The organism is Actinoplanes oryzae, from assembly GCF_030757795.1.
Taxonomy (GTDB): domain Bacteria; phylum Actinomycetota; class Actinomycetes; order Mycobacteriales; family Micromonosporaceae; genus Actinoplanes.
In genome coordinates this window covers 1-25,181 of sequence record NZ_JAUQWH010000088.1, presented here as the reverse complement: position 1 = coordinate 25,181, position 25,181 = coordinate 1, and the positions used below count along the sequence as shown (strand labels likewise).

Sequence of the window (25,181 nt, the reverse complement as noted above, 5' to 3'; positions counted from 1 at the left end):
GATCAGAGCGGCGGCAGCTCGATCTCCGTCTCCAGGCGGAGGCCGGCTGCCGCCCGCGCCACCACGGGGTGCTCCTCCCCGTACGCCTTCTGCAGCCCCTGCGCCGCGGCCTCGACCGCCACCGCGTCGCCGGAGTCCAGCGCCACGTTGAAGGCGCACGCCAGCGTGTCGGGGTGATCGACACCGCGCGTCCGGCGGGACCGGGTCAGCGTGTCCTGCGCGACCTCCCGGGCCTGCTGCGCCTCCCCGAGGGCCACCAGGTCCGCGGCGAGCCCGTTGGCGCAGCTCAGCGTGAACGGATGGTCGCCACCCACGCTGCGGCGCAGGCCACCGAGCGCCTCGGCGTCGATCGTGCGGGCCTCGGCGTACCGTCCGGTGGCGCGCGCGACCCCCGCCAGGTCGGCGGCCGCCGCCAGGGTGAACGGGTGCTCGTCGCCCAGCACGGCGTGATAGCGGGCCACCGCGCGTTCCAGCAGCTGGTGCGCCTCGTCGAGGTCGCCCTCCTCGCGCACGCAGTTGGCCAGCGACACCACCGCCGCCAGCGTCTCCACGCTCAGGTCGCCGAACTTCTGCCGGTAGAGCGCGACATTCTCCGTGGCCCGCCGGCGCGCGTCCGGGCGTCCCGAGCGCCGCGCCGCCATCGCCGCGAAGCGCCCGGCCCACAGCGCCATCGGGTGATCGGGGCCCAGCGCCTCGAAGTGCCCGGTCTCCGCGAGCACCGCCGACGCGCCCGCGTAGTCGCCCAGGCCGTACAGGTCGAAGGCCAGCTCGGCGCGCGACGACAGCGTCTCCGGGTGCCCGTCGACGAAGATGATCTGCCGGTGCCGCAACACCTGCTCGTCCAGCGCGCGGGCGCCCCGGAAGTCGCCCAGCAGCCGCAGGTCCGCCGCCAGGTTGTTGGCGCAGCGCAGCGCGGTCGGGAAGCCCTCGCCGAACAGCCGGCGATAGCGCACCAGGTTGTCCGCGTCGAGCTGCCGGGCCTGCTCGAAGTGCCCCTGCATGCGCAGGTCGCCGCCCACGCTGTTCGCGGTGGCCAGCGTCGTCTCGTCGTCGTCGCCGAGCACCTCGCGCTGCGAGCGCAAGGTGCGGGCGTTCAGGACCCGGGCATCCGCCGTACGCCCCACCGCCCGCAGCGCGTTCGCGAGGTGGAACGACACCAGCAGCGTCTGCTCGTCGGTCTCGCCCAGGCTGTCCGTCCACCGGGCGACCGCCTGCGCGGCCAGGTCGCGGCTCGAGTCGTAGTCGCCGCGGGCGTACAGGAAGCGGATGCAGTTGATGACCAGCTGCCGGATCTCCTCGCTGTCCCCGCCGAGCGCGTCGGAGTGCACGAGGTGCGGCACGATGTCGGCATAGCGCGACCAGTGCGCCGGGTTGTCGGGGTCGCCCGGGTCCGCCGCCGCCAGCATCGCCCGCACGGTCCGCAGCAGCACCGCGTGCCGCTCCGAACTCAGCTGCTGCCCGAGCATGCCCCGGACCAGCGGGTGCACGACCAGGCTCGCGCCCGAGGGATCGAGCTCGGCCAGCCCGTAGCGGCCGATGAGCCGGATCGCCGCCTTCAGCCGCCGCTCGATGCGCAGCGTCGGGGCCAGCTCCGCCGACGCCAGCCCGCGCGCCGCCCAGAGCAGCTCCCACGACACGGGCGCGCTCGCCAGGAACGCCGTCAGCCGCAACAGCTCGTACGCCGCCGGACCGGCCACGGCCAGCGCGTCGGCCGCCAGCCCGTAGGCCACCCGGATCGGGGTCGGGTACGCCAGCTCGGCGGCGCGCAGGTCGTAGCGGCGCAGGTACTCGGTGACGGACCAGCCGGTCGCCGCCCGCACGGCCGCGGCCTGGTCGAGCGCCATCGGCACGTCGCCCAGGCGCTCGGCGAGCCGCTCGGCGTCCGCCACGGACAGCTCGGGCGCGCGGCGGCGGAGCAGGTCCACGCTGTCCGTACGCCCGAACACCGCGACCGGCACCGCCTGCGCGACCTCCGACGTCCACCGCGGGTTGCGCGAGGTGACCAGCACGTGCCCGGCGCCGCTGGGCAGATAGGGCTTGATGTCCTCGGGCCGGTTCGCGTTCTCGAAGACCACGAGCCAGTTCCTGTACGGCTCCCCGCGGCTCAACGCGTCACGGACCGCGCCCAGCGTCCGGTTGATGTCACGCGCCTCGGGCAGCCCCAGCTCCTGGGCGAGGCCGACGAGCGCCGCGCGCATGCCGGTGGTCTGCTCGGCGGGAATCCACCAGACCAGGTCGTACGTGTCCGCGTAGCGATAGGCGTACTCGACGGCCAGCTGGGTCCGGCCGGTGCCGCCCAGCTGATGGTCGTCGGCGGGCAACAGGACCACCGGCCCGGTGCCGAGCAGGCCCCGGACCTGCGCGAGGAGCTCCTCACGCCCGACGAATCGCGGATTGCGCGGCGGCAGCCCACCACGGATCGGCACGCCGCCCCTCCCAGCTGATGTGTCGGTGCTTCCCGATTACCGTACGTGGAACCATCGCCACAGCGGAAGATTGCGCTTGTTCCGGCAGCGCGCCGGGCCCGGCGGCGAGCTGCCCGGCGTCGCGCGGCCGGCACTTTCGCAGCGGGCTACCCGGCGGTTTACGGCGGGCGACCCGGCCGGCATCTGCTGCGGCGGGCGACCGGCGGGATCCGGGCTGGCGGCGATCGGGCGGGCGGCGCGATCCGGCCGGAACCGGCGCGATCCGGACCGGCGCGGCGCGGCGCGGCGGCACGGGCCGACAAGGAGTTGGTGCCGAGGCTTAAGGTTCGCTCGTTGGTGGAATGAACTGGTAGCTCTGTCGCTCCATGGAAGGCGCCCCCGGTGACCGAAGAACCCGTGACGAGCCTGGACCGCACCGCCGGCGACGCGGTCACCGTGACTTTGCGCGGCGAGGTCGACGTGCTCAACGTGGACCAGGTGCGGGTCGCGCTGGTCGAGGCGCTGGCGACGCGGCCGCGGTCGGTGACGGTCGACCTCGCCGAGCTGTCCTTCATCGACAGCACCGGGCTGGGCGCGATCATCTTCGGCTTCCAGCGGGCCCGCGACGAGGGCGTGGACTTCCAGCTGCGCCGGCCGACCCGCGGCGTCCGGCAGATCCTGGTGCTGAGCGGCCTGCTCGAAGTCGTGGCGATCCAGGACTGAGCAGGCCGCTCGAGCTGCTCCCGGCCGGCCTTCAGCCCGCGAAGGTGTAGACCCGCGCGGGGACGGCGACCGAGGTGCGGAACGAGTTGTTGACCGTGGCCGCCTCCGTGGCGTTCGGGTTGGCGTTGGTGCAGGACACGGGCGCGCTGCTGCCGGACATCAGGTCGGCGCAGAGCCCGGTGCGACGGTCGGGCAGCCCGAGAATGTGCCCGAACTCGTGCGCGGCGATCCGCGGCTGGTAGTAGCCGTCGTTGACCGCTTCCCGGCCCATGTACCAGTAGCCGTTGCCGAGCGAGGACGTGTACGTGCGGGGCCAGCCGTTGTCGGCGTACACCCGGATGTTGGGGGTGCGACCCGAGGGCACGGGCTCCAGGCGCACGTTGGCGACCCGGCTGTTCCAGATCTGAGCGCCCTGATTGACCACAGCCACGAACTCCTGCGCCTGACTGGCGTCGTAGTAGAGGATCCGGGGCGCCGCGGCGGCGGGTCCGGCGGTGGCGACCTGGAGGCCGGCCATCGCGAGGATGGCGACGAGGGCGGCCGACAGCCTTCTGAGCAGCATCGACGATCTCCTTCGACGAACGGGACGGGGATGCCCCCACGCTAGCGTCGCAATGAAGATCATCGATTTACTCAGGCATACCGACTTCCGCCTCATGATCACGTGATGTCGCGCGCCCGGGACCCCGCTTCACCCCCTGAGCAAGCGGGGGCTACAGTCTCTGCGATAGTCGCCAAGCAACTAGGCGTAGAGCACGTTGGCAATCAGGTGCCAGAAATAGCCGTGCCCCGGGCGGCATGCAAAGCAGAGGCGGACCCGGGGCTCACGGTGAGTGACTTTAGCAGAAGATCCCACGCGTCATCAAGGGAGAGGAACGCGGTGGAGATACCTTTCTCAACCTGGATGGACAAGACGTTCTCCACCCCCAGGTTGGACGCCTACGCTCGGGCCACCCATTCGGACAGGGCCGCAGCCGAGCGCTTGTACTGGTGGAACGTCGAAGTTTCGGGCGCCTTCTACGGATCCCTGCACTGCCTCGAACTAGCGCTCCGCAATGCCTTGCACGATGCCCTCCGGACGAACTATCACCGCGACGACTGGTGGATCGTCGCCCCGCTGCAGGCCGGCGGCTTGCACCTGGTCTCCGAAGCATGCGAGAAGTACGAACGACGGAACCGCCGCCCGGCGGCGCCCGATGACGTCGTTGCCGAGCTCTCCTTCGGATTCTGGACCTCGTTGCTGAGCAACAACCGATTCTCCCAGTACGACAGACACTTCTGGGTCCCGTGCCTGCATCGAGCTTTCCCGCATTACCGCGGACGCCGGCGGGATCTGCACGACAACCTCGAAGCCATGCGACGGCTACGCAACCGGATCATGCATCACGAACCGATCCATCACCGGGATCTGGCGGCGGATCACCGCAAGATCTACCGGCTGCTGGGCTACATCGACGCGACCGCGACGAGGGAGGCCATGGCCATGGATCGCGTGCCCGCCGTGCTCACCCGGAGGCGAACCACGTGCGACGGCGACCGGCCGCCGAGGTTCTGAGAGCCGTTACGACCGGGCAGCCGGGGCCGGGAAGGCCAGGCCGATGCCCGGGCCGGCCGGTCCCTCCGACGTGGCGCGACGGCCGGCCAGGAGCATCAGGGACAGCAGCGAGGCGAGCAGCGCCAGCGCTCCCGCCGCGTACCAGGCGGTGTCGTAGTCACCCAGCCGGTCCCGGACCAACCCGGCGGCGGAGGCAGCAGCCGCAGCCCCCAGTTGGTGCGATGCGAAGACCCAGCCGAAGACCACGGCGCCGCGCTCGCCGAAGTACTCGCGGCACAGCGCGACCGTCGGCGGCACCGTGGCGACCCAGTCCAGGCCGTAGAACAGGATGAAGACGACCATGCTCGGGTGCGCCGTGGCCGCGAAGAGGGACGGCAGGACCAGCAGCGACAGTCCGCGCAGGCCGTAGTACGCGCCCAGCAGCAGCCGGCTGTCCACCCGGTCGGTGAGCCAGCCGGAGGCGATGGTGCCGGCGATGTCGAAGAGGCCGACCAGCGCCAGCAGGCTCGCCGCCGTGGTGGAGGGCATGCCGTGGTCGTGGGCCGCCGGGATGAAGTGCGTGCCCACCAGGCCGTTCGTGGTCGCGCCGCAGATGGCGAAGCCGCCGGCGAGGAGCCAGAACGGGCGGGTCCGGGCGGCGGCCCGCAGCGACCGCAGCGCGTTGCGGGCTGCTCCGCCCGGGTCGGCGGTCACCGGTGGCGGTTCTTCCGTGGCGCCGTAGGGCAGCGCGTTCAGCTCGGCGGGCCGGTCCCGCAGGCGCCACCACACCAGTGGCACCACGGCCAGCGCGGCTGCCGCGACGACGAGGGCCGCGACCCGCCAGCCATGGCCGCCGCTGAGCTGGGCGAGCAGGGGCAGGAACACGAGCTGGCCGGTGGCGCCGCCCGCGGTGAGGACGCCGGTCACCAGGCCCCGGCGCTTGACGAACCAGCGGCCGGTCACGATCGCCACGAAGCCGAGGGCCATCGAGCCCGTGCCCAGGCCGACCAGGACGCCCCAGCAGAGGATCAGCTGCCAGCTGTGGCCCATGAAGACGGTCAGGCCGCTGCCCGCCGCCACGAGCACGAGCGCCGCGGCGACCACCCGGCGCATGCCGAGCTTCTCCATGAGCGCCGCGGCGAACGGGGCGGTGAGGCCGTACAGGAGGAGGTTGACGGAGACGGCGGCGGAGATGGTCCCGAGCGACCAGCCGAACTCGTCGTGCAGCGGCTGGAGCAGCACCGACGGCGTGGCGCGGAAGCCGGCGGCCCCGATGAGGGCGATGAAGGCCACGGCGGCGACGAGCCAGGCCGGGTGCAGGCGGCGTGAGGTCACCTGCTGATTGTGCGCAGCCCCGCCCGTACGGACGAGTGGCCGGGAGGCCATGATGCGCAAGAATCGGGCCATGACGCATGCCGTGACCGTGCTGGCCCTGGATGCCGTCGTCGGCTTCGACCTCGCCGTCCCGGCCCAGGTCCTCGGGGCAGCCCGGGCCGCGGACGACACGCCGTTCTACGAGATCACCACCGCCGGCGTGGCGGGCCGCCCGATCCGGCCCTCGCGCGGCGGGTTCACCATCACGCCGGATCACGATCTCACCGCGCTCGCCACGGCCGGCACCGTGATCGTGGCCGGCGTGAACGGCAACCGCACCCTCATCGACGGCTTCCTCGACCCCGCGGTGGCCGAGGCCCTGCGCGCCGCGCACGCCCGGGAGGCAAGGATCCTGTCCATCTGTACGGGCGCCTCGGTCCTCGCCGCCGCGGGACTCCTCGACGGCCGGCCCGCCGCCAGTCACTGGGACTGGGCGCCGCGCCTGAAGAGGCTGTATCCGCGGGTCAAGTGGGACTTCGACGTCCTGTTCGTGGACGACGGCGACATCCTGACCTCGGCGGGCGTCGGGGCGGGCATCGATCTGTGCCTGCACGTCGTGCGCTCCGACCACGGCAGCGCCGTCGCCAACACGGCCGCCCGCCGGTGCGTGGTGCCCCCGTTCCGCGACGGCGGCCAGGCGCAGTACATCGAGCGTCCCGTGCCCGCCGCGCGTACCGGGGGGACCGGCGCGACCCGGGCGTGGGCGCTGGACCGCCTCGCCGAGCCGGTGAGCCTGGAGGAGATGGCCGGGCACGCGACCATGAGCGTGCGCACCTTCACCCGCCGCTTCCGCGAGGAGACCGGCCTGAGCCCGCTCAAGTGGCTCCTGCAGCAGCGCATCGACCACGCCCGCCAGCTCCTCGAGGCGACCGACCTGGCCGTGGACGTGGTCGCCCGCCGCGCCGGCCTGGGCAGCGCCACCGCCCTCCGCCAGCACTTCCAGCAGTCCGTCGGCGTGGCCCCGGCCGCCTACCGGAGAACTTTCCGGCACGGCTGACGCGTCTCAGATCCGGGCGAAAGCGACCGATGGGACAGGTGAACCCCTGGTAGTCGTTTCGTGAGGATGTCATGGACCAGAGCTTCCGCCCGCTGCTCGACGCCCTGAAGCAGATCGGCGTCGACCCCGTGGCGGTGGATGCCGCCGCCGAGGAGGCGCAGCGCAGCGGCCGGTCGGTCCGGGCGGTCCTCATCAACGACAACGTCGTGACCGAGGAGCAGCTGACCTCGGCCGCCGCGGCCGCCGCCGGCACGACGACGCTCGACCTCGGCAGCTTCACCCCGGATCCGGCCGCGCTCAAGCGCATCCCGCTGCCCGTGGTGCTGCGCCACCGCGTGCTCGGGCTGGCGATCCAGGACGGCGAGCTGATCGTCGGCGTCACCGACCCCGGCGACGTCGTGGCGCTCGACGACGTGCGGGCGTCGACCGGCATGTCCGTACGCCCGGTGGTCGTGGCCCGCAGCGAGGTCCGCCGGATCATCGAGCGGCTGCAGCGCGAGGACAGCGATCTCGCCGACATGGCCGAGGCGGCGGCCGACGAGACGTCCGCGATGGCCGCGCAGGCGACCACGGCCGACGACGCGCCGATCGTGCGCTACGTCAACAACCTCATCGAGCAGGCCGTCCAAAACCGCGCCTCCGACCTGCACCTCGAGCCGACCGAGGACGACATGCGGGTGCGGTACCGGATCGACGGCGTCATGCACGAGCTGGACACCGTGCCCAAGGGCGTCATGCCGGCGCTCATCTCGCGCCTGAAGATCATGTCGGGCGTCGACATCACCGAGCGGCGCATCCCGCAGAACGGGCGCATCACGGCCCTCATCCGGGACCGGACGGTCGACCTGCGGACCGCCACGCTGCCCACCGTGTGGGGCGAGAAGATCGTGCTGCGCGTCCTGGATACCGGCGGCATCGACCTCGACATGACCAAGCTCGGCTTCACCGCGCACAACCTGGCCCGCTTCTCCGAGTCGTTCAGCAAGCCCCACGGGATGGTCCTGGTCACCGGTCCCACCGGCTCCGGAAAATCCACCACCCTGTACGCGACCCTGGGCCGGATCAGCAAGCCGGAGATCAACGTGATCACCGTCGAGGACCCGGTCGAGTACCGGCTGCGGGGCGTCAACCAGGTGCAGGTGAACGCGAAGGCCGGCCTGACGTTCGCCGCCGTGCTCCCGGCGATCCTGCGCTCCGACCCCGACGTCGTGCTCATCGGCGAGATCCGGGACGGCAACACCGCCCAGATCGCGGTCGAGGCGTCCCTCACCGGTCACCTCGTGCTCTCCACGCTGCACACCAACGACGCCCCCGGCGCGGTCACCCGGCTCACCGAGATGGGCATCGAGCCCTTCCTCGTCGGCTCGTCGCTGGACTGCGTGCTGGCCCAGCGGCTGTCGCGGCGCCTCTGCGACTGGTGCAAGGAGGCGTACACCCCGACGGCCGAGGAGCTGGAGGGGGCGCGGTGGCCGTACCAGGATCTGGCCGTGCCCGAGGCCCTCTATCGCCCGGTCGGCTGCCGCAACTGCGCCAACACCGGCTATCGGGGCCGGCTCGCGCTGCACGAGGTGATGCCGATCTCCCCGGAGATCGAGTCGCTGACCATCCGCCGGGCCGCGGCGGGCGAGATCCGCGAGGTCGCCCTCGCCCAGGGCATGTACGAGCTGCGCGCCGACGGGCTGGCCAAGGCGGCCGGGGGTCTGACCTCGGTGCGCGAGGTCATGCGCGTCGCGATCTGAAACCGTACCAAAACCCTCCTTATGCCCGCACAAATCTCCGGGAACAGGTCCTAAACCGGCCACCGGCGATGCCGAATGAGGGTGGCGTCAGAGAAGTCTCGAGAATGACGGTGCCGCGGATGTACACGCTGGAGCAGGAAGTACCGCAGCAGGCCGCCCCCGCCGGGCCGCCCGCGGGTGACCTGGCCGTCCTCGACCAGATGCTGGTGCTGATGGTCGAGTCGCGGGGCTCCGACCTGCACCTGACCGTGGGCTCGCCGCCGATGATCCGGGTCGACGGCGGCCTGCGCCCGCTGGCCGGCTACGGCGCGCTCAACTCCGCCGACACCGCCCTGCTGGCCCGCGCGGCCGTCTCCCCGGCCCAGTGGGAGACCTTCCAGAAGGAGCAGGAGCTCGACTTCGCGCACAGCATCCCGGGCGTCTCCCGCTTCCGCGGCAACCTCTACGTGCAGCGCAACTCCTGCGGCGCGGTCTTCCGGGCCATCCCGCACAAGATCAAGCCGCTGGACGAGCTGGGCATGCCCGACTCGGTCGCCCGCTTCGCCCACCTGCCGCGCGGCCTGGTCCTGGTCACCGGCCCGACCGGCTCGGGCAAGACCACGACCCTCGCCTCGGTGCTCGACCTGGCCAACCGCAGCCGCGCCGACCACATCATCACCATCGAGGACCCGATCGAGTTCCTGCACCCGCACAAGCGCAGCGTGGTCAACCAGCGCGAGGTCGGCGCCGACACCGAGACCTTCGCCGCGGCCCTCAAGCACGCGCTGCGCCAGGACCCCGACATCATCCTGGTCGGCGAGCTGCGCGACCTGGAGACCACCGCCACGGCGCTGACCGCGGCGGAAACCGGTCACCTGGTGCTGGCGACCCTGCACACGCAGAGCGCCACGCAGACCATCGACCGTGTCATCGACATCTTCCCGCCGCACCAGCAGCTGCAGATCCGCGCGCAGCTGGCGGCCTCGCTGCAGGGCGTCGTCACCCAGGCGCTCGCGCCGCGCGCCGACGGCAAGGGCCGCGCGGTGGTCTGCGAGATCCTGACCGCCACGCCCGCCATCCGGAGCCTGATCCGCGAGGGCAAGTCGCACCAGATCCCGTCCTTCATGCAGGCCGGCGGCAACGAGGGCATGCTCGCCTTCGATCAGCACCTGGCCGACCGGGTGCGCGAGGGCATCGTGACGATGCAGGCGGCGCTGGAGATCTGCCACTCCGCGGACGAACTCAAACGCCTGATCGGACGGGTGTGACATGCCGGCCACCAAGACTTTCCAGTACAACAGCATCGACTCGACCGGGCGCAAGATCAAGGGCACGGTGGAGGCGGCGAACGAGACCGCGGCGTCGCACCTGCTGCGCCAGCGGGGCGAGGTGCCGCTGGAGCTGATGGAGGCGGGCCAGGGGCTCAACCGCGAGATCTCGATCCCGGGGCTGGGCAACAAGGTCAAGCTCAAGGATCTGGCCGTGTTCGCGCGGCAGTTCGCGACGATGACCGCCTCGGGCATGTCGCTGCTGCGCTCGCTGGCGATCCTCGAGGAGCAGACCTCCGCGCCGCCGCTCAAGAAGGCGCTCGGCGAGGTGCGTACGGATGTCGCGGGCGGTGTCTCGCTCTCGGCGTCGCTGGCCAAGCACGACAAGGTGTTCCCGCGCCTCTTCGTCGCCATGGTCCGGGCGGGCGAGGCCGGCGGTATGATCGACCGCGCCCTGGAGCAGGTCGCGGACAGCCTGGAGAAGGACACCGCGCTCCGCGGCAAGATCAAGAGTGCGCTGACCTATCCGATCATCGTGCTCTGCTTCACGTTCGTGCTGATCGCGGCCGTGCTGATCTTCATCGTCCCGATCTTCGAGGACATGTTCAAGAACCTCGGCGGCGAGCTGCCGGGGATCACCCAGTTCCTGGTCGACGCCAGCCACAACATGTACTGGATCGGCCCGCTGGCCATCGGGCTGGGCATCGCACTCACCACGGTGCACAAGCGGCAGGTCCGGGCCAGCGACGAGTACAGGCTCTTCGTGGACCGCACGAAGCTGCGGATGCCGGTCTTCGGCCCGCTCTTCAGCAAGCTGGCGATGTCCCGCTTCTCGCGCAACCTCGGCCTGCTGCTCAACGTCGGCGTGCCGGTGATGCAGGCGCTCACGGTCGTCGGCGAGACGACGGGCAACGAGGTCATCAACATGGCCATGAAGGACGTGCAGTCCGCCGTGCGCGACGGCCAGCCGATGTCCTCGGCCATGCGGCACCACAAGATCTTCCCCCAGATGGTCACGCAGATGATCGAAGTGGGCGAAGAAAGCGGTCAAATCAGTCAGATGCTCGACAAGGTTGCCGATTTCTACGACAGGGAAGTCGACAGCGCCGCCGAGTCCCTCACCGCCTCGATCGAACCGATCATGGTGCTCGTCATGGGTGCCGTCGTCGGCGGGATGGTGATCTGCCTGTACCTGCCGATGTTCACGATCTACCAGAACATCCAGACCAGCTGACGCCGGCTCTGGAGCAGTAGCGACCGGTCTCCGGTCAACGTCACCACCCATCCCCGTCCCCGCACCACCCTGACGCCCACGGAGGCACCCCCAATGCAGGACATCATCGCCCGGATGCGCACGAAGAAGGACGACGAGGGCTTCACCCTCATCGAGCTCCTGGTGGTCGTGGTCATCATCGGCGTGCTGGTCGCCATCGCTGTTCCGGTCTACCTGAACTACCGGCAGGGCGCTGCCGACAAGTCGGCCCAGTCCGACGTGCGCGGCGCCATCAGCGCCGTCGAGCAGTACTTCACGGACAACGGCAACGTCTACCCGGTGCTGCCCGCCGACACGGACGTGAAGACCGCGTCGTTCCACCTGGGCAACACCACCGGCTCGACCGGTCTGGTCACGCTCTCGGAGAACACGCAGATGCGCTACTTCGGCACGACGACCAAGTACACCATCTGCGCCACCAACAAGGCCGGCAGCGGCAAGGTCTACGTCTACAACAGCACCGCCGGCGGCTCGGTGAAGCCCGTCAGCACGATCAGTGAGCTCGCCAACTGCTCGATCGACTCCGGCGCGCCCACCAGCTGATTCCCTGGTTCCGGCCGGTGCCCGCGCGGCTCCGGCCGGGACCGTCAGCACGTACCGCAGAGAGGAGACCGAGATGCCGCAGCTGTTCCTGCTGGGCATCGTCGGCGTGCTCGGCCTGGTGACCGGCTCCTTCCTCAACGTGGTGATCCACCGGGTGCCCCGGGGCGAGTCCCTGGTCCGGCCCGGCTCGCACTGCCCGCGCTGCGGGCACGAGGTCCGTCCCCGGCACAACATCCCCGTCGCCGGCTGGCTGCTGCTGCGCGGCAGGTGCGCGGACTGCGAGGCGCCGATCAGCGTCCGGTACCCGCTCGTCGAAGCGGGCACCGCGGCGCTGTTCGTGGCTGTGGCGGCGAAGTTCGGCTGGTCGTGGGAGCTGCCCGCGTTCCTCTACCTGGCCGCCGTCGCCGTCGCCCTGGCCCTGATCGACCTCGACGTCTACCGCCTGCCCGACCAGATCGTGCTGCCGTCCTACAGCGTCGCGCTGATCCTGCTGCTCCCGGCGATGATCATCGACGACCGGTGGGACGCCGCTACCCGGGGCCTGATCGCGGCGGCCGTGGTGTGGGTGCTCTTCACGATCATCGGCCTGTTCGGGATGGGCGGGGGCGACATCAAGCTCGCTCCCCTGCTCGCCTTCCACCTGGGCTGGCTCGGCTGGAGCTGGGTGCTCGTCGGGCTCTTCGCCGGCTTCGTGCTGGGCGGCGTCGCCGGGGGCGCGCTCATGGCGATGCGCCGGGCGACCGGCAGGAGCCGCATCCCGTACGGGCCCTTCCTGCTCGCCGGGGCCTTCCTCGCGATCTTCGCCGGCGCCCCCATCGCCGGCTGGTACTCGTCCCTGCTCACGCCCACCGTCTGAAAGGAACTCGATGGCAGGCGTCAACCCGATCGGGCTGGACATCGGCTCGTCGTCCATCCGTGCCGTGGAGGTGCGCAAGGCGAAGGACGAGTTCAACCTCTCCAACTTCGGGCAGATCCCGCTGCCGCCCGGCACCATGCAGGGCGGCGTCCTCACCGACGCGGTCGCGGTCACGTCGGCGCTCAAGCAGCTCTGGGCCGCCTGCAAGTTCAACACCAAGCACGTCCGGCTCGGCATGACCAACCCGCAGCTGGTGGTCCGCGAGATGACCGTCTCCAACCTGCCGCAAAAGGAGATGCGCCGCTCGCTGCCGTTCCAGGTCCGAGACATGCTGCCGCTCGCGGTCGAGCGGTCGCTGCTGGACTTCCGGCCGCTGGAGGACCCGGGCACCAGCCCGACCGTGCGCGGACTGCTCGTCGCCATGCCCAAGGACGCGGTGATGGAGCTCGTCCAGGCCGTCGAGAAGGCCGGGCTGCATGTCGTCAACGTCGACCTCGCCTCCTTCGCCCTGCTGCGCGCGGCCTCCCGGCTCGACGCCCAGGTGGAGGCGCTCGTGGACATCGGCGCCGAGGTGACCAGCGTGGTGGTGCACGCCGACGGTGAGCCGCTCATCGTGCGTACCGTGCCGCGCGGCGGGGTCGAGATCACCGAGAGCATCGCCACCCGGCTGGGCATCCCCGCGCCCGAGGCGGAGGCGCTCAAGTGCCGCTTCGGCCTGCACGGCGACGGCCGGCCCGACACCGCAACCGCCGCCGGCGACGCGATCAGGCCGCTCATCAACGAGCTGCGCAGCTCGTTCACGTACCTCGCGTCGGGTGAGCGGCAGAAGCAGGTGACCCGGGTGGCGCTCTGCGGGGGCAGCGCGCTCATGCCCGGCCTCGCCCAGCACGTCCAGAAGGAGCTCGGTGTCTCGGTGATGTACGCCGACAGCGCCTCCCGCCTGCGCGACACCCGCAAGGCCCGCGAGCGCGGCTTCGACAGCTTCGTGCCGGCCGGCGCGGTCTCGATCGGCCTCACCCTGGGAGCGGCAGCCTGATGGCCACCCTCACGCCGGTCGACCCGGCATCCACCCCGCAGCGGGTCAACCGGCTGCTCACGCTGTCCGCGAGCCTGCTGCCGGAGGAGATCTCGCTGGCCCGCCGGGCGCGGCGCACCCGGGGCTGGGTGATCGTCATCGTGCTGCTGGTGGCGATGCTGCTCGGCGGATGGTTCTACCTCGCCAACCAGGACACGCAGGCCGCCGACGCGGAGCTGACCAACGCCACCGGCGAGGTGACGTCGTTGCAGCGCGACCAGCGGGACTACGCCGAGGTGGTGGACGTGCAGAACGACACGCAGACGCTCTCGAAGCAGCTGCAGGCCGTGATGAAGAACGACCTCGGCTGGGCCCGGCTGATCGACACGCTGAACGACACGGCCGCGGGCGCCGGGCTGACCCTCGGCGGCATCAACGGGTCCCTGACCAGTGACACCGCCGCGGCCGGTGAGACCGGCTCGACGAGCACCGGCACGTCCGGCACCGCGGCGGTCGGCACCCTGGTGATCACCGGGCACGGGCCGGACAAGGAGGCCGTGGCGGCGTACATCGAGACGCTCGGCAAACAGACCCTGGTCGCCAACCCCTTCCTGACCTCGATCAATCAGGTGGGCGAGGGAGCCGACGAGGGTGTCGACTTCAGCCTCGACCTCGACATCACCTCGGCCGCGCTGTGCGGGCGCTTCGGCGACAAGTGCGACACCGACGGAGGCAACTGATGGGCGGCAGGCACGCGGACCGGCTCTGGATGGCGGCGGGATTCGTCACCATCGTCCTGATGTCGGTGGCCGCCTGGTTCCTGCTGATCAGCCCGCAGTACACCGAGGCCAACGATCTTCAGGAACAGACCGACACCTCCCTGTCCCAGGCCACGGTCCTGCGCAAGCGCATCGTGGCGCTGAAGAAGGAGAAGGCCAACCTGGCCGAACTCAAGGCCGCCCTGAAGACGTACCAGGAAGCCCTGCCCTCCGACGCCGGCACCTCGGCTTTCCTGCGCCAGCTCCAGCAGTCCGGCACGGACCTCGGGGTCGAGGTCGGCGGCATGACCGTCGGCAGCCCGGCGGAGTCCAAGGACTCGACCGGCGTGCTCGAGCTGCCGATCCAGCTGACCGTGACGGGCAAGCCGGCGGCACTCGGCGACTTCCTGGAGCAGTTGCAGGGTGGCGGCCAGAAACGCGCCGTCCTGCTCAACTCGGCCACCTGGACGGCCAGCATGGACGCGGACGACCCCGCCAAGACCAGCATTTCGCTGCAGCTCAAAGCCTTCGTGGCGCCGCCGGTCGCGGCGGATGCACCCCAGGTCACCACCGACTGACCCTCAAGTCGCGCCGCCACCGCTCGATAAAGACGGTGATAACCGCTGTCGGAAGAGAGATGGACCGGCATGTCCCACGAACGGGCCCGCACCGCCGCGCCGCGCGCGCGGGGTGACCGCGCGCCCGGGGACGAGGGCTACACGCTGGTCGAGGTCATCGTCGCCATCGTCATCATCGGCACGGTCATGGCGGCCGCGGCGCCGTTCATGGTCCGCACGCTGTCGGTGAGCAACCAGCAGCGCACCCGGCAGCAGGCGGTCCAGATCCTCAACGACGGACTCGAGCGGGTGCGGGCCCTGGACCCGACCGCGCTGCTGTCCGGCCGCGGTCCCGTCGAGGTCCTGCAGCAGTGGAATGCGGCGCCCAGCCAGGTGAAGGCGTTCAACTTCCCCTTCGACACCGCCGCCCCGCCGACGACCCTGCCGGCCGGCTCGACGCTCGGCGTCGCCGCGCCCCTGCCCACGCGGCCGGTCCCGGTCACGATCGGCAAGGCCACCTTCAACCAGAACTTCTACGTCGGCTACTGCTGGCAGCAGAAGATCACGAGCTCGATCACCACGACCGGCGACTGCGGCGCGCAGAGCGCCAAGAACACCGTCCCGTTCTTCTGGGTCGTCGTGAGCGTCACCTGGACGCAGGGCACCGTCGTGGGCTCCACCCTCGTCAGCAACGGCGAGGACCCCGTCTTCAACATCAACACCGCGGCGCCGTCGATCATCGACCTCGACCCGCAGAGCAGCTACATCGCCACGGCCACCAGCCTGCAGATGACCGCCACCGGCGGCCGGCTGCCGCTCACCTGGTCCGCGACCGGGCTGCCGACGGGCATGACCATCGCGGCCGACACCGGCCTCATCAGCGGGACACCGACGACCGCCGGCAGCTATTCCGTCACGGTCAAGGTGCTCGACAAGGACAAGCGGGCCGACACGTCGGCGTTCGCCTGGACCATCGTGCAGCCGCTGGCGCTGACCAGCCCGGGCGACCAGACCAGCCGCACCGGCACGGCGCTCACCCTGGCCGTCACGGCGACGGGCGGCATCACGCCGCTCGCCTGGAAGGCCACCGGCCTGCCCGCCGGCCTGTCGCTCAACGCGACGACCGGCGTCATCACCGGCACGCCGACCACCGCGGCCACGACGACGACCCAGATCACGGTCACCGACTCGGGCACCCCGACGCCGCAGACGAAGACGGTCTCGTTCTCCTGGCGGGTGCTGACCCCGGTCACGCTCGCCAACCCGGGTACGCAGGCCGGCACGAACGGCACCATCGTCACGTACAACCTGCAGAACGCCGCGTCGGGCGGCCTGAAGCCGTACACCTGGACGGCCACCAACCTGCCCGACGGCACCTCGATCAACGGCTCGACCGGTGCGGTGAGCGGCCAGCTGATCCGGGGCTCGCGCTACATCACCACGGTGACCGTGACGGACGCGGCCGGCGGCACCGCGACGATGGACGTGATCGTGCTCGTCACCCAGAACTCCAGCCTGGACCTGCGCATCACATCGCCCAGCCCGACCGGGCCGCCGGACCAGAGCACCACCCAGAACGCGGCGGTCACCCTCAACCCGGCCGCGGCGCCGAGCGGTACGTACACGTGGAGCGCCACGAACCTGCCGCCCGGCCTGTCCATCAACACCTCGACCGGCGCGATCACCGGCAAGCCCACGACGAAGGGCGCCTGGACCGTGAAGCTGACTGTCAAGAGCTCGACGACGGCCGCCAACCTGATGTTCGTCTGGACCGTGAAGTGAGCGGCCGCCGGTTCTCCGAGCGCCGCGGCGACGACGGCTTCTCGCTGGCCGAGGTCATGGTGACCATGGGCATCATGTCGGTGCTCCTGGTGCTGTTCACGGGCGCGATCCTGCAGGTCTACCGGACCGTGACCGCGACGGAGACGTTGAGCGACGCGCAGAGCCAGCTCGCGCGCGCGTTCCAGAACTTCGACCGGCAGCTGCGGTACGCGTCCTGGATCGCCACTCCCGGCACCTACAGCGGCGACGGTGCCACGTACGTGGAGTTCGCCGGTCCGCTCACCACCGACTGCTACCAGCTGCGGCTCCAGCCGGGGGCCGGCAGCACCAACGCCGGCGTGCTCCAGCTGCTGACCTGGACGGCGGGCAGTCCCCCGGCGCCCGGCACCCGGGGCCGCACGATCGCGTCCCAGATCGTCACCGACTCGAGCCGGCCGCCCTACTTCGAGCTGCAGTCGGCCGGGGCGCAGCCGTACGCGAGCGCCTCCGTCGGCAACGAATTCGTGACCGCGAACCAGCGTCTGCGCATCCGTCTGACCGCCCAGGTGACCGGCGGCGGCACGACCGAGATCGACACCACATTCACCGCGCTCAACACCTCGTCCGACACGAAGGCGACGAACGCTTGCAGCGCAGGGAGGCCGACGTGAGGCGAGCATTCCCCCGCCCCTCCGACGAGGGGTCCATGCCGATGGCGATGCTCGTCGTGCTCGTCGCCATGTCGCTGACGGCCGCCATGGTGCCGATCGTGGTGAACCAGGTCGCCGGCACCCGGACGGTCACCAACCGGACAACCGCGCTCGACGTGGCGCAGGCGGGCATCGACGCCGCGGTGGCCCAGCTGCGGTCGGCCGGCAAGACCGCGGCCGGCTCGGAGGATCTCCAGGGCGACATCAGCAGCCTGCCGCCCTGCACCGGCATGTCCGGCTCGCAGGTCAAGGACGGCCCGCAATTTTCCGTCTCGCTCGTCTACTACGGCATCGCGGACACCGAGACGGGCACCCCGGCAGCGAAGCTGTCCTGCCCGCCGACGGATGTGCCGGGGACGGCGATCATCACGTCGACCGGGACGAGCGTCCCCGGCACGAAGCCCGCGCCCGGCGACAGCGGCACCCGGACCATCCAGGCCACCTACTCCTTCAAAATCAACAACGAGAACATCAGCGGCGGCGCCATCCAGCTGGCCGAGCCCGTCGTCAACCCGCTCTGCATCGACGGCGGCGACAACGCCGTCCCGGACGCCGGCACCAAGGTGACGATGAAGCTCTGCCCCGAGGGCGGCACCGGCTCCCAGCGCTTCGTCTACAACACGGACCTCAACATCATGCTCTCCGGCTCGATCGGGCCCAAGGCGACGAAGGGCATGTGCCTGCAGGCCACCTACGGGTCGAAGGCCGCGGTGGTCTTCCAGCCGTGCGCCGGCCGGATCCCGAGCCAGCAGTGGAGCCTGGACAACAACTCGCGGTTCGTCGCCTCCACCACCGACAAGAACGGCAAGACGGTGACGGGCAGCTACTGCCTGAACGCGGCGAGCGCCGGCGTCCCGAGCGACCTGATCCTCGACGGCTGCAACACCGCGAGCAACCGATCGGTCTTCCGCATGCAGACCAGCGTGGGCGCCGGCATGGCATCGGAGAAGACCAACCAGGTCGTGAACCGCCGCCAGTTCAGCCGCTGCCTGGACGTCACCAACCTCAACCAGAAGTCCGACTACATGATCGTGTGGTTCTGCAAGCAGGACCCCAACGGCGCGGTCGCCTGGAACCAGCAATGGACGCTGCCGACGCAGGCGACCTCCGCCGCCGACGCCGTCCCGGGCCGCATCCGCACGGCGGGCAGCGACGGCGCGGGTTACTGCCTCACGCCCCCGGCCACGACCGCCGGCTATGTCACGCTGACCCAGTGCGCGGCCACCGGCACCCTCAGCAGCAACCTGCTCTGGACGGTCTGGGGCAAGACCGGCGACTACGCGACGAGCTACCGCATCGTCTCCAGCAGCGGTTACTGCCTGACGCCCACCGACCTCACCGTGGCCAACCCGGACACGCACAAGGACGGCACGGCCAAGGTGAAGATCGCCGCCTGCACCAGCTCGGACCTGCAGAAGTGGAACGCCCCAGCCAACTTCACCAAGCCGCTGGCCGTCACCAACACCCTGGAGAAGTAGCGCTCAGTGCGGCAGGGAGGGGCGGCTGCTGATCATCTCCGCCTGCTGCTCCGGGGTCATCGCCTCCCAGGACTGCCGGCGGCGCTCGGCCAGGGCCGCGCGCTCCTCAGTGGAGAGACTTTCGGTCGCCCGGCGGCGGGCGGCCGCCATGAGCTCGAGCTCCTCGGGTGTGTACGTGTGCTCCACCGCGATCATTCCTTCCATGAGACTGATGAGGGCCGTCGCGGACCGGTAGCCCGCGTCGTCGAACTGCCCCAGCACCATCGTCAGGCGCCGCTGCAGCGCCCGGGCCCGGTCGATGCGGTCGGTGACCTGGTCGAGCTGCCTCAGCAGCACCTCGCGGGCCCCGGGACCGTCGCCGTCGAGCAGGCCGGCGATGGCGGGCAGGCCGAACCCGAAGCCGCGCAGGGCCAGGACCCGGTGCAGCCGCCGCACGTCGTCGTAGTCGTAGCGGCGGTGCCCGCCCCGGCTGCGGTGCGACGGGCGGACCAGCCCGATGTCGTCGTAATGGTGCAGGGTACGCACGGTGAGTCCGGTCGCCCGGGCCAGCTCGCCGATGCTCCATGTCTCCGTGCTCATGCCATGACGCTAAGACCTCCCGTAGCGTGAGGTGCAAGCCTCAGGTCGCGGGGAGGCGCCAGACCCCGGTCGCCCCGAAGATCGTCGGGCAGGCCAGGTAGGGCGGTTCCACGTCGCACGCGTACGCCCCCGCGGTCGTGATCGCCCCGGCCACCCCGGCGCCCCGGACGTCCCGGCGGATCCAGACGCGTTCCGCCGTCGTCCTGTCCTCCCGCAGCTCCACGCCGTCGGCCCACTGGGTCGGCCCGATGCGCCGGAGCACCTCGCCCGTCGTGGCGTCGACTTCCGCCGCCTGCTCGGGCGTGCCCTCGTACCCCATCAGCCGTCCCCCGGGGAAGGCGACCGCGCCGATCCAGCCGGGGTGGGACCAGCGCACGGATCCGTCCGCCGGGTCGAGCGCCGTCACCCCCGTACTGTCGGTCACGCACACCACCGCGCCGCAGTCGCCGAGGTAACCCGAGGGCACTCCGGACCGCCGCCAGATCACCGTCAGCCCGGGCAACCGGAAGGCGGTCAGCACCCCCTGCCCTCGCTCCTCACGCGACAGATACAGCCGGTCGCCCACGATCGAAGCGCCCGCATAGTCCGCGCCGCTGCCCGGCTCGGTCTCGGCCGACAGGGGTACGCCCAGCTCGCCCTCGCCCAGCCGCGCCCCGTCGGCGTACCGGAGGGTCAGCACGTGCCCGTCGAGACCGACCACAGTGATCCGCTGCGGCGGACCGGGGGCACCGTCGTCGTAGTGCACGTCCGCCCGCGCCGCGATCGGCACCCTCCAGATCAGCCCGCCCGTACGCCCGTCGACGAGACGCAGTCCGGTCCGATCGCCGCGCAGCAACACCTGACCACCGGCCAGCATCAGGATCGACGACTCCGCATCGCCGAGGTGCCAGAGCTGCCTGCCGTCGGCACCGTCCAGCACCGTCGTCCGCGCCGTGTCACCCGCGCGGGCCAGCAGCAGCCCACTGCTCTCGTCGTACCAGAGGTGCTTCACGACGTGCGGCACGGTCACCGACCAGACCACGCGGCCGGACTCCACGTCGTACCGCCGGATGCCCGCCGACGCGCCCGCCCCGAGCTCGGCGGCGAAGAGGGCCCCGGGGGCGAGGCTGAAGCCGGCGGTGGCCGTACCCCCGATCGAGAGCACCTGGACCAGCGGCCGGCCCGGCGGCGCGGCACCACCCAGAGTGATCAGCAAGGCCGCGATCGCCGGCAGGAGCAGAGCCGCGCGTGGCACCCGCGGCGGCCGGCGGGTGCCGGTCCGGGCGGGGGGCAAAGGGTAATCAAGATCAATCAAAGCCACGAACCCAGCATGCTCTTTCCGGCGCGCCAAGGGTACGGGTCAGCGCCATCTTCGTGACTGTCGGTAGGCTGCCGGTATGTCCTACACGGTCCCGCCGACCCGCACGGCTGCCGTGGTGCGCCAGCTCCGCAACGAGATCGTCACCGGGGAGCTGCCGCCCGGCACGCTGATCAAGGACGCCGAGCTGGCCGCCCGACTCGGGGTGAGCATCACCCCCGTCCGCGAGGCGATAGCCCAGCTCTCCGTCGAGGGCCTCATCGACATCGCGCCCAACCGCACGCGCCACGTCACCAAGGTGACCCAGAAGAACGCCCTCGAGCTGATCGACGTGATGAGCGTCCTGGCCTGCGCCGGCTTCGAGTGGGGCGTCGACAACCTGACCAGCACCCACCTCGACCAGATGCGCCGCCACCAGAAGGACTTCGTGGAGGGGCTGCGCTCGGGCAACGTCCTCGGCGCCGCGCCGGCGGGGGCGGAGTTCAGCAGCGTGGTCATCCTCGCCAGCGGCAACCGCGAGCTGCAGTCGCTCGTGGACCTCGTCGTCGCCCGCACCAACCGCATCCTGGTGATGACCGCCGAGAGCGACATCTTCCCGATCTGGGTGGCCGGCCACGACGACATCCTCGGCCTGCTGGACCGCGGCGACACGCAGGGCGCCGCGGCCCGCTACCGGCAGATCTACGTCGACTACCGGGCCAAGGTGGAGCGGGAGCTGTTCGCGGACGAGTGAGTCACGCCGCCTTGAGCCGCGGCAGGATCGGTTCCAGGACATCAAGGGCTTCCCGGCGTACGGCGTAGCGCGTGATCCCCCATCGCTCACGATTCCGGCGTACGGCCGCCAGCAGTTCCTCCTCGTCGCCGATGAGCAGGAACGGCACCTGGCGCAGCTCCTCCTCGGACATGCCGAGGTCCCCGGTCCACTCGCCGAGGTCCGGCTGCACCTTCTGCACGAGCACTTCCAGGGTGGCGTCGCCGCCCTCCCGCGCCAGCGCCACCTGCGCGTCGATCTGCTCGAGGCGCCACCGCGCATCGTGGGTGTGGCCGTCCTCGCGCGTGCGGCCCAGCCCGGACAGCCCGACGATGTCGGCGTGCGCACCGGCCCAGCGCAGCAGGCGGGAGTTGGCCGTACCCAGGAGCAGGGGCACCTTGTCCGCCACCGGCGGTGGCTTGCTCAGCTCGGCGTCGCGCATGGTCAGGCCGTCGCCGTCCCAGCTCACCTTCTCCCCGGCCAGCAGCCGCGTCGTCGCCTCCGCCACGGCGATGCAGCGGTCCACCCGCCCCCGAACATCCGGGCGGACCCGCCCCACCGCCTCCCACTCGACCGGCGTGTGACCCGCGCCGAGCCCGAGGAGCGCACGCCCGCCCGAGATCAGGTCCAGCGTCGCGACATCGGTGGCGAGCAGCATCGGCTCGCGGACGCCGGCGTTGACCACGTACGAGCCGAGCTTGATCGTCTCCGTCACCGCGGCCGCCGCGGCGAGCGCCACGAACGGTGCCACGCACACGCCCGGGTGATCGGCCACCAGCAACGCATCGAACCCGGCCGCCTCGGCGCGCCGCGCGGTCTCCAACCATTCGCCGGCGCTCTCCGGCTGAACCTGAAGCGAGAATTCGACCATGCGTCGATAATCGCGGCACCTCGCCCCGGAAAGCATCCGTTCTCTGCTCACCGCAGATTCCGCGCGCCGCTTAACCTGTGATCATGACTACGCCGCCCCCGTTCGACCGCGAGTTCGCCACCTTCGTCTCGCCGCCTCTGCTGCCCGCGGACATCCCCGCCGCGCGAGCCGAGCGGGCCGAGTTCCGCCTCACCGACGCCGAGCTGAGCCGCGGCGGCATGTTCACGGTCGAGGACCACCGGGACACCCCCGTGCCGCTGCTGATCCTGCGGCCGGTCGCCTTCCCCGCCGCCCGGGGCTGCATCTACTGGATCCACGGCGGCGGCATGGTGCTCGGCGACAACCGCTCCGGCGTGCTGGAGGCGCTGGACTGGGCGGAGGAGTTCGGTCTGGTCGTCGTGTCGGTGGACTACCGGCTGGCGCCCGAGCACCCGCACCCGGCGCCGGTCGAGGACTGCTACGCCGGCCTCGAATGGACCGCCTCCCGCGCCGCCGAGCTCGGCTTCGACCCGGAGCGGCTGATCGTGGCGGGCGGCAGCGCGGGCGGCGGTCTCGCGGCCGCCGTGGCGCTCATGGCCCGCGACCGGGGTGGCCCGGCACTGCGCGGTCAGCTGCTGCTGTGCCCGATGCTGGACGACCGGAACGACTCCTTCTCGGTGCGGCAGATGGCGGGCGTGGACACCTGGGACCGTACGTCGAACGCCACCGGCTGGGGCGCCCTCCTCGGCGACGCCGTCGGCGGCCCCGACACCTCCCCGTACGCCGCCCCGGCGCGCGCCACGGACCTGTCGGGACTGCCGCCCGCGTACCTCGACGTCGGCTCGGCCGAGTCCTTCCGCGACGAGGACGTCGCCTACGCGAACCGCCTCTGGCAGGCCGGCGGGGACGCCGAGCTGCACGTGTGGCCGGGCGGCTTCCACGGCTTCGACAGCGCCTTCCCCGAGGCGGTGCTGTCGCGTGACGCCCGGGCGGCCCGCTTCCACTGGCTCAACCGCCTGCTCGCCCCGTAACGCGGTTCTTTCCGCACTTGTAGCCTGCAGCCTTCGGGGCTACGTTGTTGCGGCCATAGCTGCCGGCCAATGTCTCCGGGCCGGCCGGAACGCCTTTCCCGGGCCGGGATCGAAAGGTGCAGGAACCCGTGCGAAAGAACGGCGAAGTCAGCTTCGGCGTCAAGACGACGCCGATGCACAACGACTACGAGGACATCCGGCGGGTCTGGCTGGAGGCCGACGGGTTGCCCGAGATCGAGCACGCCTGGCTCTGGGACCACATGCTGCCGCTGGCCGGCCGGAAGGACGGGAAGATATACGAGGGATGGACGCTGCTGGCGGCGCTCGCGGCGCAGACCGAGCGGCTGCGGCTGGGCCTGCTCGTGACGAGCAACCGCATCCGCCAGCCGGCCGTCCTCGGCAAGATCGCCACCACGGTCGACGTCGTCTCGCACGGCCGGTTGGTCATGGGGCTGGGCGTCGGCGGGACCGTGCAGCCCCCGGACACCGGCGGCATCGCGGGCGAGAATCCGGCCGTGGCGGAGTACGAGGCGTACGGTCTCACGCTCGTCCCGCCCGGCGAGGGCATCGAGCGCCTCGGGGAGACGGTCACCATCCTCAAGCGCATGTGGACCGAGAGCGTCTTCGACTTCGAGGGCAAGTACTACACGCTCAAGAACAACCGCAACGAGCCGAAGCCGGTCCAGGCCGGCGGGCCGCCGCTGCTGATCGGCGGCTGGGGCCGGCGGACTCTCGGCCTGGTGGCGGAGCACGCCGACATCTGGAACGTGCCCGGGCCGCCGCACAACACCGTCGAGTTCGTCGCCGAGCGCTCGCGGGTCCTCGACGAGCGGTGCGCCGAGATCGGCCGGGACCCCGCGGAGATCGCGCGGTCGGTGCAGATAGTGATCTCGTACGACGCGCCGGAGGCGGCCCGTGAGGCAGCGCTGGAGCTCATCGGGGCCGGCATCAACCACGTCGTGCTGAGCCTCCCGCGGGGATACCCCGAGGGTGTCGGGCGGTGGCTGGTCGACGAGATCATCAATCCGGTACGCGCCGAGCTGCCGGACTGAACGCGGTGTGACTTGGATCACGCCCGGACCCGGGGCGCGAATGCAAAACACCGCCCAACTCGTCGAGCTGGACGGTGTTACCGCTTCCAAGGGTGGAGCTGAGGTTACGGCATAAGAACTCTTCGATCATGGCGCAGGGCTCTGACCTGGAACTTCCTCTGGTTGGCGAGCGTCCGATTGCGCTGCTGCCGCGCGGGCCCGTTCGAGGTGCTGCTCCTGGCGCCAGCTGACGATCATGTGAGTGAGCAGCGAGACGAATGCGGCTCGCTGCTCAGGGGTCATGGCGGTGGTCTTGGGCGCGGTCAGGGTGAGCTCGGGTAGCGGTTGTCGACCTCGACGACGGGGCGGGGTTTTGCGCTTGGCCACATCACCTTCGTAGGCGGTTCCGCGCTACGACGGGGCGGGAATGGCGAAACTCGTTTGGCTATCGCGGTGAGCTGATCGATCGGAAGGTGTCGAGGTCACGTTCTTCTGAGCCAGCCGGACACGCTAGTAGCGGTCACTAGCGCCTTGACGGCCTGAGCTGCCTGTCTCATCGCCGCGCCAGGATGAGGCAGGACGAGACCTCGCAGCAATCAGACATACCCTATCTTGGTTTTTAACCGGTGCGGCGGGGCCGGGGATTGGTTGACTTCTTCGGTTTCTTTTTGC

At 70.9% G+C, this 25,181-nt stretch carries 23 protein-coding genes; 17 read left to right on the top strand and 6 right to left on the bottom strand.

The window, feature by feature from the left end; translation table 11 throughout:
* Positions 1-2 precede the first annotated feature (2 nt).
* Complete coding sequence (gene fxsT / locus RBH18_RS25845) at positions 3-2,426, bottom strand: FxSxx-COOH system tetratricopeptide repeat protein (RefSeq protein WP_306212236.1); 2,424 nt, start codon at positions 2,424-2,426, stop codon at positions 3-5.
* A 381-nt stretch (positions 2,427-2,807) separates the two neighbouring features.
* On the opposite strand from fxsT, the gene RBH18_RS25840 reads away from it, so the two are divergent.
* Positions 2,808-3,128, top strand: a complete 321-nt coding sequence (locus tag RBH18_RS25840) for an STAS domain-containing protein (protein WP_306212234.1) — start codon at positions 2,808-2,810, stop codon at positions 3,126-3,128.
* Positions 3,129-3,159: 31 nt separating this feature from the next.
* Here RBH18_RS25840 and RBH18_RS25835 read toward each other — a convergent pair whose 3' ends face one another.
* Positions 3,160-3,690 (bottom strand): snapalysin family zinc-dependent metalloprotease, encoded by a 531-nt coding sequence (locus tag RBH18_RS25835; RefSeq protein ID WP_306212232.1) that lies wholly within the window; start codon positions 3,688-3,690, stop codon positions 3,160-3,162.
* Positions 3,691-4,032: 342 nt separating this feature from the next.
* On the opposite strand from RBH18_RS25835, the gene RBH18_RS25830 reads away from it, so the two are divergent.
* Positions 4,033-4,683, top strand: a complete 651-nt coding sequence (locus tag RBH18_RS25830) for a hypothetical protein (protein ID WP_306212230.1) — start codon at positions 4,033-4,035, stop codon at positions 4,681-4,683.
* Between the two features lie 6 nt (positions 4,684-4,689).
* Here the strand turns inward: RBH18_RS25830 and RBH18_RS25825 are convergent, their stop codons facing one another.
* Positions 4,690-6,048, bottom strand: a complete 1,359-nt coding sequence (locus RBH18_RS25825; RefSeq protein ID WP_372338985.1) for an MFS transporter — start codon at positions 6,046-6,048, stop codon at positions 4,690-4,692.
* 19 nt (positions 6,049-6,067) lie between these two features.
* Here RBH18_RS25825 and RBH18_RS25820 point away from each other — a divergent pair, with 19 nt between their 5' ends.
* From RBH18_RS25820 to RBH18_RS25765, 12 genes are all read left to right on the top strand, one after another.
* Positions 6,068-7,033, top strand: a complete 966-nt coding sequence (locus RBH18_RS25820; RefSeq protein WP_306212226.1) for a GlxA family transcriptional regulator — start codon at positions 6,068-6,070, stop codon at positions 7,031-7,033.
* 71 nt (positions 7,034-7,104) lie between these two features.
* Complete coding sequence (locus RBH18_RS25815; RefSeq protein ID WP_306212225.1) at positions 7,105-8,772, top strand: GspE/PulE family protein; 1,668 nt, start codon at positions 7,105-7,107, stop codon at positions 8,770-8,772.
* 119 nt (positions 8,773-8,891) lie between these two features.
* The gene (locus tag RBH18_RS25810; RefSeq protein ID WP_306212222.1) at positions 8,892-10,019 is read left to right on the top strand and encodes a type IV pilus twitching motility protein PilT; all 1,128 of its coding nucleotides are present in this window, start codon (positions 8,892-8,894) and stop codon (positions 10,017-10,019) included.
* Between the two features lies 1 nt (position 10,020).
* On the top strand, positions 10,021-11,253 hold the full coding sequence (locus RBH18_RS25805; protein WP_306212220.1) for a type II secretion system F family protein: 1,233 nt from the start codon (positions 10,021-10,023) through the stop codon (positions 11,251-11,253).
* A gap of 93 nt (positions 11,254-11,346) precedes the next feature.
* A complete protein-coding gene (locus RBH18_RS25800) occupies positions 11,347-11,835 on the top strand; it encodes a prepilin-type N-terminal cleavage/methylation domain-containing protein (RefSeq protein ID WP_306212219.1) in 489 nt (162 codons plus the stop codon).
* 73 nt (positions 11,836-11,908) lie between these two features.
* Positions 11,909-12,691, top strand: a complete 783-nt coding sequence (locus RBH18_RS25795) for a prepilin peptidase (RefSeq protein WP_306212217.1) — start codon at positions 11,909-11,911, stop codon at positions 12,689-12,691.
* Positions 12,692-12,701: 10 nt separating this feature from the next.
* Complete coding sequence (gene pilM, locus RBH18_RS25790) at positions 12,702-13,727, top strand: type IV pilus assembly protein PilM (RefSeq protein ID WP_306212215.1); 1,026 nt, start codon at positions 12,702-12,704, stop codon at positions 13,725-13,727.
* On the top strand, positions 13,727-14,446 hold the full coding sequence (locus RBH18_RS25785) for a PilN domain-containing protein (RefSeq protein ID WP_306212213.1): 720 nt from the start codon (positions 13,727-13,729) through the stop codon (positions 14,444-14,446). The genes pilM and RBH18_RS25785 overlap by 1 nt, the downstream gene beginning before the upstream one ends.
* Positions 14,446-15,042 (top strand): type IV pilus inner membrane component PilO, encoded by a 597-nt coding sequence (locus RBH18_RS25780; RefSeq protein ID WP_306212212.1) that lies wholly within the window; start codon positions 14,446-14,448, stop codon positions 15,040-15,042. Before RBH18_RS25785 ends, RBH18_RS25780 begins: the two co-directional genes overlap by 1 nt.
* Before the next feature lie 69 nt (positions 15,043-15,111).
* Positions 15,112-16,803, top strand: coding sequence for an Ig domain-containing protein (locus tag RBH18_RS25775; protein ID WP_306212210.1), 1,692 nt, complete (start codon positions 15,112-15,114; stop codon positions 16,801-16,803).
* The gene (locus RBH18_RS25770; protein ID WP_306212208.1) at positions 16,800-17,453 is read left to right on the top strand and encodes a prepilin-type N-terminal cleavage/methylation domain-containing protein; all 654 of its coding nucleotides are present in this window, start codon (positions 16,800-16,802) and stop codon (positions 17,451-17,453) included. The genes RBH18_RS25775 and RBH18_RS25770 overlap by 4 nt, the downstream gene beginning before the upstream one ends.
* Complete coding sequence (locus tag RBH18_RS25765) at positions 17,450-18,970, top strand: ricin-type beta-trefoil lectin domain protein (protein ID WP_306212206.1); 1,521 nt, start codon at positions 17,450-17,452, stop codon at positions 18,968-18,970. Before RBH18_RS25770 ends, RBH18_RS25765 begins: the two co-directional genes overlap by 4 nt.
* Positions 18,971-18,973: 3 nt before the next feature.
* Here the strand turns inward: RBH18_RS25765 and RBH18_RS25760 are convergent, their stop codons facing one another.
* Positions 18,974-19,549: a MerR family transcriptional regulator gene (locus RBH18_RS25760; protein WP_306212204.1), complete on the bottom strand. Its 576-nt coding sequence runs from the start codon at positions 19,547-19,549 to the stop codon at positions 18,974-18,976.
* Between the two features lie 40 nt (positions 19,550-19,589).
* The gene (locus tag RBH18_RS25755; RefSeq protein ID WP_306212200.1) at positions 19,590-20,744 is read right to left on the bottom strand and encodes an outer membrane protein assembly factor BamB family protein; all 1,155 of its coding nucleotides are present in this window, start codon (positions 20,742-20,744) and stop codon (positions 19,590-19,592) included.
* A gap of 181 nt (positions 20,745-20,925) precedes the next feature.
* Between RBH18_RS25755 and RBH18_RS25750 the strand changes: the two genes are divergently transcribed.
* On the top strand, positions 20,926-21,579 hold the full coding sequence (locus RBH18_RS25750; RefSeq protein WP_306212198.1) for a GntR family transcriptional regulator: 654 nt from the start codon (positions 20,926-20,928) through the stop codon (positions 21,577-21,579).
* A gap of 1 nt (position 21,580) precedes the next feature.
* Here RBH18_RS25750 and RBH18_RS25745 read toward each other — a convergent pair whose 3' ends face one another.
* Positions 21,581-22,468 carry an LLM class flavin-dependent oxidoreductase gene (locus RBH18_RS25745; protein WP_306212196.1) on the bottom strand — a complete coding sequence of 296 codons (888 nt, stop codon included), beginning with the start codon at positions 22,466-22,468 and terminating at the stop codon, positions 21,581-21,583.
* Between the two features lie 83 nt (positions 22,469-22,551).
* Between RBH18_RS25745 and RBH18_RS25740 the strand changes: the two genes are divergently transcribed.
* Both RBH18_RS25740 and RBH18_RS25735 read left to right on the top strand, forming a co-directional pair.
* Complete coding sequence (locus RBH18_RS25740) at positions 22,552-23,478, top strand: alpha/beta hydrolase (RefSeq protein ID WP_306212194.1); 927 nt, start codon at positions 22,552-22,554, stop codon at positions 23,476-23,478.
* Between the two features lie 128 nt (positions 23,479-23,606).
* On the top strand, positions 23,607-24,530 hold the full coding sequence (locus tag RBH18_RS25735; RefSeq protein WP_306212192.1) for an LLM class flavin-dependent oxidoreductase: 924 nt from the start codon (positions 23,607-23,609) through the stop codon (positions 24,528-24,530).
* The last annotated feature ends 651 nt before the right edge of the window (positions 24,531-25,181 follow it).